6 protein-coding genes and 1 tRNA gene are annotated in these 12,072 nt (G+C 69.0%); 6 read left to right on the top strand and 1 reads right to left on the bottom strand.

Going from position 1 to position 12,072, the window contains the following annotated elements; translation table 11 throughout:
• Positions 1-472: 472 nt before the first annotated feature.
• Complete coding sequence (locus AMY39116_RS0329680; protein WP_020421246.1) at positions 473-1,522, bottom strand: LacI family DNA-binding transcriptional regulator; 1,050 nt, start codon at positions 1,520-1,522, stop codon at positions 473-475.
• A gap of 169 nt (positions 1,523-1,691) precedes the next feature.
• On the opposite strand from AMY39116_RS0329680, the gene AMY39116_RS0329675 reads away from it, so the two are divergent.
• The 6 genes from AMY39116_RS0329675 to AMY39116_RS0329650 all read left to right on the top strand — a co-directional run bounded on the left by AMY39116_RS0329675 (position 1,692) and on the right by AMY39116_RS0329650 (position 12,054).
• Entirely contained in the window at positions 1,692-2,096 is a 405-nt protein-coding gene (locus AMY39116_RS0329675; protein ID WP_020421245.1) for a nitroreductase family deazaflavin-dependent oxidoreductase, read from the top strand.
• A gap of 66 nt (positions 2,097-2,162) precedes the next feature.
• A complete protein-coding gene (gene lpdA, locus AMY39116_RS0329670) occupies positions 2,163-3,560 on the top strand; it encodes a dihydrolipoyl dehydrogenase (RefSeq protein WP_027936324.1) in 1,398 nt (465 codons plus the stop codon).
• Positions 3,561-3,626: 66 nt separating this feature from the next.
• The gene (locus AMY39116_RS0329665) at positions 3,627-4,535 is read left to right on the top strand and encodes an NADP-dependent oxidoreductase (protein WP_020421243.1); all 909 of its coding nucleotides are present in this window, start codon (positions 3,627-3,629) and stop codon (positions 4,533-4,535) included.
• A gap of 86 nt (positions 4,536-4,621) precedes the next feature.
• Positions 4,622-5,359, top strand: a complete 738-nt coding sequence (locus tag AMY39116_RS0329660) for an SDR family oxidoreductase (RefSeq protein WP_039791834.1) — start codon at positions 4,622-4,624, stop codon at positions 5,357-5,359.
• 82 nt (positions 5,360-5,441) lie between these two features.
• Positions 5,442-5,518: transfer RNA gene (locus tag AMY39116_RS0329655), tRNA-Arg, on the top strand.
• A gap of 317 nt (positions 5,519-5,835) precedes the next feature.
• Positions 5,836-12,054, top strand: a complete 6,219-nt coding sequence (locus AMY39116_RS0329650; RefSeq protein ID WP_027936323.1) for a protein kinase — start codon at positions 5,836-5,838, stop codon at positions 12,052-12,054.
• Positions 12,055-12,072: the final 18 nt, after the last annotated feature.

The raw sequence follows: 12,072 nt of genomic DNA, 5'->3' as shown, positions 1-12,072 counted from the left end.
TGACCACTCATCGCGGCGCGGGAGGGCCACTCGGGCCGCGTGGGAGGGCCGGCCGTGCCGCACGGGAGTGCCATTCGCAGGGGCTCGAGGTGACCACTCGCCGCGGCGCGGGAGGTCCGCTCGCGCCGCGCGAGAGAGCCAGTCGTCGCCGCAGGACAGGGCCACTGGCGATTGCACGAACGGACCGATCACCGTCACCCGAGATGCCGACTCGCGATCCACGAGGGGAAGCCTTTCGCGAACCACGACCGACCCGGCTGTACCCCGCGAGAGAGCCAGTGGCGACCCCGTGGGCTCCGCGCGCGTCCAACCCAGACATCCACCCGACCCCGCCTGCCCTCTAGCCACCAACCTGACCGCCCCAGGGCTGAGCCGTGCAGGGGTTTGGTGGTGCTTCCGCCCAGCAGCACATCACCCGAGCCGCCGCCTGCCCTCGCCGCCAACCTGCCCCCGGGGCCGAGCCGTGCGGAGGTCAGCTCCGCCGCCGGCGGCGGGGCTTCCCCGTGCTCCCGCGCAGCAGCACCTCGCCCGACACCCGCCGAACGCGACCCCGCGCCCCACCACCAGCACCACCGTCGTCCAGGGCCAGCTCCAGCGCCTCCGCCCCGAGGCGCTCCAGCGGCAACGCCACCGTGGTCAACCCGAAGTCCCGCACCAGCGGCACGTCGTCGAACCCCGTGACCGACACGTCCTCCGGCACCGACAGCCCCGCCGCACGCAGCGCGCTCACCGCCCCCACCGCCATCACGTCCGACGCCGTCAGCACGCACGTCGCCTTGTGCTTGGCCGCCAGTAGGGCCTCCGTCGCCTCGTAACCGCCGTCCCGGTCGAACGAACCGGCGAACACGTCCCGTTCGGACAGTTCGATCCCCAGCCCGGCCAGCCCCTCCCGGAACCCGGCCACCCGATCGGCCACTGTGGTCAGCCGCGCCGGCCCGGTCACCACCGCGAACCGCCGGTGGCCCAGCCCGTGCATGGCCTCCACCAGTGCCCGCGCGCCGCCCCGGTTGTCGGGTGCGATGGTGTCCGCCTTGAGCGACCGGTGCCGCGTCACGGCGGCCACCCGCCCGCCACCGCGCCGGTACGGCTCCAGCTCGGCCGCCATCCGCCGCTCCCACGCGCGGTCCTCGAACGCCGAACCGGTCAGCAGGATCGCCGACGCCCGCTGCGCCCGCAGCGTCGACACGCACGCAAGCTCCCGGTCCGGATCGGCGAACGTCCCGGCGAGCATCACGAGCAGCCCGTGGCTGTCGGCCACCCGCATCACCCCACGGGTGATCGCCGCGAAGTACGGGTCGCTGATGTCGTGGCAGATCACCCCCACCGTCCGGCGCGACCCGCCAGCGAGGGCCTGCGCGTGCGCGTTCGGCGTGTACGCCAGCTCCGCGGCGGCCGACAGCACCCGCTCCCGCAGGTCGTCGCGCACTCTGGTCGTGCCGTTGAGCGCGCGGGACGCCGTCGCCAGCGAGACCTCGGCGGTCCTCGCCACGTCTTCGAGCGTCACGTGCGGCCGGTCGCTCATCGTTCCTCCCGCGGTCGGCGTTGCGCCGAATTCTAGGTCGGTTTCCGCTTTTTGCCTGGTCAGGACCACCCGAGCGAGTGGGGATCACCGAAAGTGACCTCGGAAATACCCAGCCGCCGCCGCGCGTTGCGGAATCACGGATGAATCTGCCGAGACGAAAGGACCCCGCATGCTCTTCGGTGACGAGCACGTCCGCCGCTACGAGGAGACCGATGGTGAAGTCGGTCACGACTGGGAGAAGGGCGCCCCGATCCTGATCCTGACGACCACCGGCCGCAAGTCCGGCCAGGAGCGCAAGTTCGCCCTGATCTACCAGGAGCACGAGGGCGCCTACGTGATCGTCGCCTCCAAGGGCGGCGCGCCCCAGCACCCCGGCTGGTACCTCAACCTGCAGGCCAATCCCGAGGTCAAGGTGCAGGTCAAGGCCGACAAGTTCACCGCCAAGGCCCGCACCGCCACCGATGCGGAGCGCGAGGTGCTCTGGCCCAAGATGGCGAAGGTCTGGCCGGACTACGACGAGTACCAGAAGAAGACGGACCGCAAGATCCCCGTCGTCATCCTCGAGCGCGCCTGATCAGGGGCCGGTCGTGGGCCCGAGCACCCACGACCGGCTCGCCCGCGAGGGCATAGGGTGGCGGGTATGAGTGCGCATTTCGACGTTGTGGTGCTGGGTGCCGGGCCCGGCGGGTATGTCGCGGCGATCCGGGCTTCGCAGCTCGGCCTGAAGACGGCGATCGTCGAGGAGAAGTACTGGGGCGGCGTGTGCCTGAACGTCGGGTGCATCCCGTCGAAGGCGCTGCTGCGCAACGCGGAGCTCGCCCACCTGGTCACCAAGGAGGCCAAGACCTTCGGGATCAGCTCGGACGGGCCGATCACCTTCGACTACGGCGTCGCGTTCGACCGCAGCCGCTCGGTCGCCGACGGCCGCGTCAAGGGCGTGCACTTCCTGATGAAGAAGAACAACATTCAGGAGTTCACCGGGCGCGGCAAGTTCACCGACGCGCACACCATCGAGGTCACCGGTGAGAACGGCGTCGAGACCGTCACCTTCGACCACTGCATCATCGCCGCCGGCGCCACCACCAAGCTGCTGCCGGGCACCCAGCTGTCCGAGCGCGTGGTGACCTACGAGGAGCAGATCCTCTCCCGCGACCTGCCGGGCAGCATCATCATCGCCGGCGCGGGCGCGATCGGCGTCGAGTTCGCCTACGTCATGCACAACTACGGCGTCGACGTGACGATCGTGGAGTTCCTCGACCGGATGGTGCCGCTCGAGGACGCGGACGTGTCCAAGGAGCTGGCCAAGCGCTACAAGAAGCTCGGCATCAAGGTCCTGACCGGCACGAAGGTCGAGAGCATCGACGACAGCGGCGCCAAGGTCAAGGTCACCGTGTCCAGCGGCGGCAACCAGCAGACGCTGGAGGCCGACAAGGTCCTGCAGGCGATCGGCTTCCAGCCGCGCGTCGAGGGCTACGGGCTGGAGAACACCGGCGTCGAGCTGACCGAGCGCGGCGCCATCGCCGTCGACGGGCGCTGCCGCACGAACGTGCCGCACATCTTCGCGATCGGCGACGTCACCGCGAAGCTGATGCTGGCCCACGCGGCCGAGTCGATGGGCATCGTGGCGGCCGAGACGATCGGCGGCGCGGAGACCATGGAGCTCGACTACACGATGATCCCGCGCGCGACGTATTGCCAGCCGCAGGTCGCGAGCTTCGGCCTGACCGAGGCGCAGGCGCGCGAGCAGGGCTACGACGTGCAGGTCGCCAAGTTCCCGTTCACCGCCAACGGCAAGGCCCACGGCCTCGCCGACGCGGGCGGCTTCGTGAAGATCCTGTCCGACGCCAAGTACGGCGAGCTGCTCGGCGCGCACCTGATCGGCCCGGACGTCACCGAGCTGCTGCCGGAGCTGACGCTGGCGCAGCAGTGGGACCTGACGGTGCACGAGGTGGCCCGCAACGTGCACGCGCACCCGACCCTCGGCGAGGCGGTCAAGGAGGCCATCCACGGTCTCGCCGGTCACATGATCAACTTCTGAGGTTGACCTCCAGTTAACTGGAGGTGTCACCGTTGATCTCGCAGGTCGAGATCGAGGAGGCACCTCATGAAGGCAGCGGCGTTCACCGAGCCGGGTGGCCCGGAGGTTCTGCGCGCCATGGACGTCCCGGACCCGCAGGCGGGTCCGGGACAGGTCCGGGTCCGCGTGCGGGCGGCGGGTGTGCAGCCGTTCGACGCGGCGGTGCGGGCCGGCTGGGAGCCGCCGTACGCGACGGGGCTGACGTGGCCGCGGATCCCCGGCAACGAGTTCGCCGGCGTGGTGGACCAGGTCGGGGACGGAGCGGCGTGGTCGGTCGGCGACGAGGTGCTCGGCTTCAACGTGCTGGGCTGCTACGCCGAGTACGTGGTGGTCGGGCAGGACCAGGTCACGGCCAAGCCGGCCGGCATGCCGTGGACCGTCGCCGGCGGGTTCACCGCCGGGACGCAGACGGCGTACATGGCGTTGCGGCAGCTCGGCGTCGGCCCGGGGGACACGGTCCTGGTGCACGCCGCGGCGGGCTCGGTCGGCACCGCGGCGGTCCAGCTCGCGCGGCTGTGGGGCGCGTCCGTGATCGGCACCGCGAGCGCGGCGAATCAGGACTACGTGCGCTCGCTCGGCGCGACGCCGGTCGTCTACGGCGACGGCCTGGAGGACCGGCTGCGAGCGCTTTCACCCGGCGGGGTGCACGCGGTCCTGGACGGCGCGGGTGGCGCCGCGCTTGATCTTTCACTCGCACTGGTGAAGGAGCGGCGTCGCGTGGTGACGCTGGTGGACCACGATCGGGCGGAGTCGCTCGGGGTGCAGCTGGTGCGCGGGCAGCGGTCGGCGGACCGGCTGGCCGAGCTGGCGCGCCGGTACGACCGGGGCGAGCTGAGCTTCCTGGTGCGGCGGACGTACCGCCTGGACGAGGCGGCGGACGCGCACCGGGAGATCGAGACCGGGCACGGGCGTGGCAAGGTCGTGTTGACTGTCTAGCGGAAGGTGCCGACCGCGGCGTGGTCGGCAAGAGCCTTCTAATCTCTAGGTCGAAGGTTCAGGCCGGCGTGGAGCGGGAGGTGCGGATGGGTGGGGTCGCCGTCGTGACGGGCGCCGGTTCGGGCATCGGACGGCACGTGGCGCAGGCGCTGCTGGGCGCCGGCTACCGCGTCGCGCTGGCCGGCCGGAGAGCCGACGCGCTGGCCGAGACCGCTGCGGGCGCGCCGGACGCCCTCGTACACCCGGCCGACGTCGCCGACCCCGCCCAGGTCAGCGCGCTCTTCGAGGCGGTCGCGGACCGGTGGGGCCGGGTGGACGTGTTGTTCAACAACGCGGGCACCTTCGGCCCGGCCGGCGACCCGGACGAGGTCCCGGTCGAGGCGTGGCAGCAGACGGTGGCGGTGAACCTGACCGGTGCGTTCCTGTGCGCGCGGGAGGCGTTCCGGATCATGAAGCGCCAGGACCCGCGCGGTGGTCGCATCATCAACAACGGCTCCATCTCCGCGCACACCCCGCGCCCCGGCAGCGCTGCCTACACCGCGACGAAGCACGCCATCACCGGTCTGACGAAGTCGTTGTCGCTGGACGGCCGCCCGTACGACATCGCGTGTGGCCAAATCGACATCGGCAACGCGGCGACGGAGATGACGGCGGGAATCGCCAGGGGCGCGCGCCAGGCGGACGGCCGTGAGCTGCCGGAACCCACCTTTGACGCCAGACACGTCGCGGAAGCCGTGCTGTACATGGCAGGGCTCCCGCTGACCGCGAACGTGCAGTTCATGACCGTCACGGCGACGAAGATGCCGTTCATCGGCAGAGGCTGAAACGTTCCCCCGCCGTCCGGCGATAGGGGAAGTGACGGTGACTAAACTGCAGGTCAGGACGGCCTGTGGTCGTCGGCGCCAGGCCCTCGTAGCTCAGCCGGATAGAGCAAGAGCCTTCTAATCTCTAGGTCGCAGGTTCGAGTCCTGCCGGGGGCACCACAAGGATGGGACAGGTCGCGCTCCTGCCCCCTTTCTCGTCGGGTTCGCTTCGCCGCTGCTCTCCGCACCGTTGTCGTCGGGGGCTCAGGGCGTCGGCGGTGGTGGTCAGTCCGTCACGGTGATGTCGGCCAGGGTTGCCTCTTGGTGTCGTCCGACGTTCTCGTGCTCGACCTCGACACGTGTTCCCGGCTTAACCTGTTGACAGAGTCAACGGGAAATCATCTGGTTGATGAAGCTTCTGCTGTGTACTCTGTCATGAACGCCGCTCTTCTACCGATGTACAAGGGTAGGTTGGGCGCAGATCATGGGAGGGCGCAGTGTCGGTGAACCGCCAGGTCGTGGCAAATCGGTTCCGGCTCCTTGGCCCTATCGGCAAGGGAAACATGGGTGAGGTCCACCGGGCGGAGGACCTCGAGGCGGACGAAGGCTCGGCGGATCGGCTGGTCGCGATCAAGGTCATCCTGCGCAGTCGCGCCGGCGTGCTCCTCGGCTCCGCCCCTGATCCCAAGGCGATCCAGCGATTTGACCGCGAGGTGCGGATCATGCGGCACCTCGACCACCCGAACTTGCCACGCATGGTCGACGGTGGGGTGGATGAGAGCGGCCTGCCCTACCTGGCGATGGAGCTTCTCGACGGCCGGACCCTGCGCGAGCTGGTCTCGGAGTGTCCGCAGGCGCCGGTCTCCTGGGTGGCGGCCCTCGGAGCGCAGATCGCCGACGGGCTGGCCGCGGCCCACGCCGAAAAAGTGGTTCACCGCGACGTCAAGCCGTCCAATGTGATGGTAACGCGCACCGGCGTGGTCAAGGTTCTCGACTTCGGCATGGGCCGGATTGCAGACGACGTGGTGGGCCCGCAGATCACGAGCTCCGGGGTCACAGTGGGAACGGCCCGCTACATGGCTCCCGAGCAGTTCCAGGACTCGACGGTGGGGCCGGCCGCGGACCTGTACTCCCTCGGTTGCGTGCTGTTCGAGCTTCTCACCGGAGTCCCGCCGTTCTCCAGTCCCTCCGCTCACGAGCTCGGGCAGAAGCACCTCCACGAATCCGTCCCGCCGGTGCGGCAGGTGCGGTCCGATGTGCCTGCCGACCTGGCTCGCCTTATCGAGCGCCTGCTCTGCAAGGACCCGGCTGAGCGCCCGGAGGACGCCGTCGCCGTGCGCGACGCACTGCTGCCGTTCGCTGTCGGCAAGGAGGGCGTCCCGGGCTGGGACGAGTGGAATCCGTTGCGTGGCCTTTCCTCGACGGCCACCACCAAGCCGGCACTGACGGACGCGCCGCCGAAGCCACCCGCCGACGGGATGGACGTCTTCGACGTGCACCAGCGGCTCATCTCGGACTACCGGGCCTTCACCCAGGGCGGAACGATCATCCGCGACGAGGCGATCGCCGAATACGTCGAGAAGGACCTGACCGCCAAGTCCCAGTGGCCGGACCCTTGGCTGTCGCTGAACCCGTTTTTCGCCTCCGGCGGCACGGTCCTGGAGCTGGCGAACACCGGTGTGCTGCACAAGGAGTGCCAACGGATCTTCCAGGCGGGCAAGACCGAGGGTGGCACCGTGTGCGACGGACGGCCGTTGACGCTGCACCGGCACCAGCGCGAAGCGATCGACATCGCGCGGTCGGGGCAGTCCTATGTACTGACCACCGGTACCGGTTCCGGCAAGTCCCTGTCCTACATCGTGCCGATCGTCGACAAGATCCTGCGAGAACGCGAGACGGAGGGTCCTCAAGCCGCCAAACGGGTGCGCGCAATCATCGTCTATCCGATGAACGCGCTGGCGAACAGCCAGCTCAAAGAGCTCGACAAGTACCTGCTCGACGGTTACGGCAAGGGCAGGGAGCCGGTCACCTACGCCCGCTACACCGGACAGGAGGGCGACGAGCGCCGCAAGGAGATCCGGGACAACCCGCCGGACATCCTGCTGACCAACTACGTGATGCTGGAGCTGATGCTCACCCGGCCGGACGATCGGCGCTCGCTCATCAAGATGGCGGGTGGGCTGGAGTTCCTGGTCTTCGACGAACTGCACACCTACCGCGGTCGTCAGGGCGCGGACGTCGCGCTGCTCATCCGCCGGGTCCGGGAAGCGTGCCGGGCCGAGAACCTGCAGTGTGTGGGGACCTCGGCCACGATGGCCAGCGAGGGCAGTTTCGCCGATCAGCGCGAGGTCGTCGCGCGGGTGGCCACGACCTTGTTCGGCACCGAGGTGAGGCCAGAGAACGTCATCGGGGAAACCCTGGTGCGGGCTACAGCGGAGGCGCCTGCCAGTGTGCCCGCTGAGCGGCTCTTGGCGCCGGATGCGCCGCACGCGTACGCGGAACTGGTCTCCGACCCGTTGGCGTGCTGGATCGAGACTCACTTCGGCCTCCGCGTGGAGCAGGAAACCGGCAGGCTGGTGCGGCAGCGACCAGCCCGGATCGAGGATGCCGCTGCCGAGCTGGCGCGAGACAGCGGGCTGAGCGACGATGTCTGCGCGGAAGCGATCCGCAAGACGCTCCGCGCGGGCTCACAGGCGCGGCACCCGGTGACGGAGCGGCCGTTGTTCGCCTTCCGGCTGCACCAGTTCCTGTCCAAAGGGGACACTGTCTACGTCACGATCGAGGATAAGGGCAGCCGCTACCTGACGCGCGAGTACCAGCGGGTGCAGCCGGGGTCGGATGGCAAGATCCTGGTGCCGCTCGCCTTCTGCCGGGAGTGCGGACAGGAGTATCTGAGCGTCTGGCGCACGGCGCAGGGTGGCGGGTATGTCTACGAGCCGCGGCAGAACACCGCCGCCAGCGGCGGCCGGACCGGCGACGGATATCTCTACATCGACTCCGAGCGTGCCTGGCCGGCGGACGAGAACGAGGCCATCGCGGACCGGCGGCTGCCGGAGTCGTGGCTCGAGATCGACGATCTGGGCACCGAGTCGGTGCGGGAGAGCTATCGCAAGTACTTGCCAAGGGCGGTCACCGTCGACCCCTACGGCAACGAAGGTCAGGGTGAATTGGCGGCGGCGTTCATCCCCGCCCCGTTCCGGTTCTGCCTGCATTGCGGAGTGAGCTACGAACAGGTGCGTGGCAAGGACTTCGCGAAGTTGGCCACCCTCGACCAGGAGGGCCGCTCGTCGGCGACCTCGCTGGTGTCCGCCTCCATCGTGCGGTCCCTCAAGAACATTCCTGCAGAGGCGCTCGACAAGCGAGCCCGCAAGCTGCTCACGTTCGTCGACAACCGGCAGGATGCCTCTTTGCAGGCGGGTCACTTCAATGACTTCGTGCAGATTACGCAGCTGCGGGCGGCCCTGTACCGGGCGACGGTCGAGGCCGGGGAGGAGGGTATCCGGCACGAGGAGCTCGCCTCCCGGGTCGTGGACGCCCTGGGCGTGGGACCCGCCGATTACGCCGGTTCGGCGGATCTGCCGCCGTCGTTGGCGCGCAACGCCGCGAGAACGCTGCGGGACGTCGTCGCCTTCCGGCTTTACCTGGATCTGCGTCGGGGGTGGCGGGTCACCATGCCGAACCTGGAGCAGACTGGTCTTCTCAGGATCGGTTACGAGGACCTGGACTGGCTTGCGGAGCGGGACGAGCAGTGGCACGGCACGTACCTTGAGGGCGCCGCGTCGGGACGCCGCCTGGAGATCATGCGCACGCTGCTCGACGAGATGCGTCGAAACCTCGCCATCGATGTCCAATACTTCCGGGACGACTTCGATACGCTGCAGCGCGCAAGCGAGGAACGCCTGACCGGTCCATGGGTTCTGTCCAAGGACGACCGTCCAGAGGTCGGCACTGCTTATGCGCAGGGTTCCCGTCCGGGCATCGACCGTGCGGGATTGTTCCTTTCCGGGCGGGCGAAGTTCGGCAAGTACCTGCGCCGCCAGCATTTCCCGGAGTTGTCGGTCGACGACACGCAGCAGGTCATTGTGGACCTGATGCGAGTGCTGACGAGGAACGAACTCCTGCGGGAGGTCGAAGCCCCGGTTCAGCGTGCGGGGCGGTTCCGGCGATCAACGGGAGCGGTCCCGGCCACCGGCTACCGGATCGCCGCCCGTGCGTTGATCTGGCAGGCCGGCACGGGTGAGCAGGGCACGCACGACCCGCTCACCCGCACCTACGCCAGCGGTGACGGGCCGCGGGTCAACACGTTCTTCCGCGACCTCTATCGCGAGACGGCGGGCGCGCTGGGCGGCATGGTCGCCAAGGAACACACTGCCCAGGTCGACCCGAAGCAGCGGGAAGAGCGTGAAGAGGAGTTCCGCAAGGGTGAGCTGAAGGTCCTCTACTGCTCGCCGACGATGGAGCTCGGGGTCGACATCTCCGAGCTGAACGCCGTGATGATGCGCAACGTGCCGCCGACCCCGGCGAACTACGCCCAACGCAGTGGCCGGGCGGGGCGGTCGGGGCAGCCGGCACTCGTGACCACCTACTGCGCCACCGGCAACAGCCACGACCAGTACTACTTCCGGCGCTCCGACCGGATGGTGGCCGGTGCCGTCGCCCCGCCCCGGCTCGACCTGGCGAACGAGGATCTGGTGCGGTCGCACGTGCAGGCCATCTGGTTGGCAGAGTCGGCGCTCAAGCTGGGCAACGCCATCCCAGGGATCATCGACATCAGCTATCCCGAAGACGCCCGTCGCCCCGATCCCAAGCTGCGCCTGCACGAGCACGTCGAATCGGCCGTGCACGACCCCGAGGTGCAGCGGCGCGCCGTCGCGGCGGCCCGCGAGGTGTTCGCCCAGTTGCTGATCGAGTTCGCGGACACGGCCTGGTGGCACGACCAGTGGCTCGAGGACACGTTGCGGCGCGCTCCGGAGGAGTTCGACCGCAGTTTCGACCGCTGGCGGGGCCTGTTCCGCGCCGCATTGGTCGACCAGGCGGAGCAGAACCGGCGGGTCCTGGACCACACGCTGTCCGAACGCGATCGAAACAGCGCCGTGAGCCGGCGCCGGGAAGCCGAGACACAGCTCAACCTGCTGAAGAACGAGAGCGTAGACAGCAGCTCGGTGCTGGCCGACTTCAACCCATACCGTTACCTGGCGAGCGAGGGTTTCCTGCCTGGCTACTCGTTCCCACGGCTGCCGCTGGCTGCCTACATTCCGATGTCGGGTCGTCGGTTCGCCGACGGCGACTATCTGCAGCGACCACGCTTCCTGGCGATTCGCGAATTCGGTCCGGGGGCGCTCATCTACCATGAGGGCTCTCGCTACCAGGTCACCCGGATCCAGTTACCCCCCGACGCTTCTGGCGACGTCGTCACGACTGAAGCCAAGCGCTGTGCGGCCTGCGGCTACCACCATGACGTTGACGACAGCCGGTGCGAGATGTGTGACGCGCCGTTGACGGAAAAGACGGTCGGCCTGCTGCACCTGCACACCGTCTACACTCGCAGGCGGGAGCGCATTTCCTCCGATGAGGAGGAACGCCGGCGGGCGGGTTTCCGCCTGGTTACCTCGTACCGTTTTCACGAACACGGCGCCCGGCCAGGCCGTCGAGACGCCACCGTGTCCGACGCGGGCGGGGAGATCGCCACTCTCGCTTATGGCGACTCGGCGACGGTGCGGATCAGTAATATCGGCCGGCTGCGGGCCGCCGAAGACGAGCCGCCCGGCTTCTGGCTCGACCCTGTCGACGGTCGGTGGCTGACCGAACGCGAGGCCAAGGAGGCCTCCGGTGATTCCAGTGAGATGCCGGCCGTCGATGCCGACGGCAACGAGAAGCGACCCCGCAAACGCGTGATCCCTTACGTCCAGGACAGCCGTAACATCCTGGTGCTGAAGCTCGCCGTTCCGCTGCCGGAGGCGGTCGCACTGTCACTGATGTACGCCCTCGAACGAGGCATCGAGGCGGCCTTCGAGCTGGAGGATTCGGAGCTGACCAGCGAGCTGCTGCCGCCGGACGGGGGTGACCGGGACCGGATGCTGTTCACCGAGGCGGCCGAGGGCGGCGCCGGTGTGCTGAGGCTGATGCAGTCCGATCCGGAAGCGTTGCCGACCGCGGTGCGGACCGCGCTGGACATCTGCCACTTCGAGCCGGACGGCACCGACCGCGGCGGCCAGCACCCGGACCGGCCCTGCGCACGTGGTTGCTACGAATGCCTGCTCACTTACGGGAACCAGCTGCACCACGCCGCAATCGACCGGCACAGCATCCGGGACCTGCTGCTTCGCTTGGCCGACGCGCGGGTGCTCGCCACTGGCCGCGGCGAGTCTCGCTCTGAGCAGCTGGCCCGGTTGACGAACCAGTCGGAAACCAGCTTGGAGAAAAAGCTCCTGAGCTGGTTGAAGGAGCAGGGCCTGCGCCTGCCCGACGAGACACAGACCTTCATCCCGGAAGCTCTGGCCCGCCCCGACCTCGTCTACCGGATGAAGGGCGCCAACGTAGCCGTCTTCGTCGACGGCCCCGTGCACGATCACGAGTTCGTCGCGCAACGGGACGCCGAGGCAGAGGACAGGTTGCTCGACCGGGGCTGGGACGTGGTGCGGTTCCGGTATGACGAGGACTGGTCGGCCGTCGCCGAGCGGTTCAAGCAGTACTTCGGCCCCGCCGTGGGCGCCTGACCAGACGAAAGACAGGAC

Source organism: Amycolatopsis sp. ATCC 39116 (assembly GCF_000231075.2).
Lineage (GTDB): Bacteria > Actinomycetota > Actinomycetes > Mycobacteriales > Pseudonocardiaceae > Amycolatopsis_E > Amycolatopsis_E tucumanensis.
This window is presented reverse-complemented; position numbering and strand designations above follow the sequence as displayed.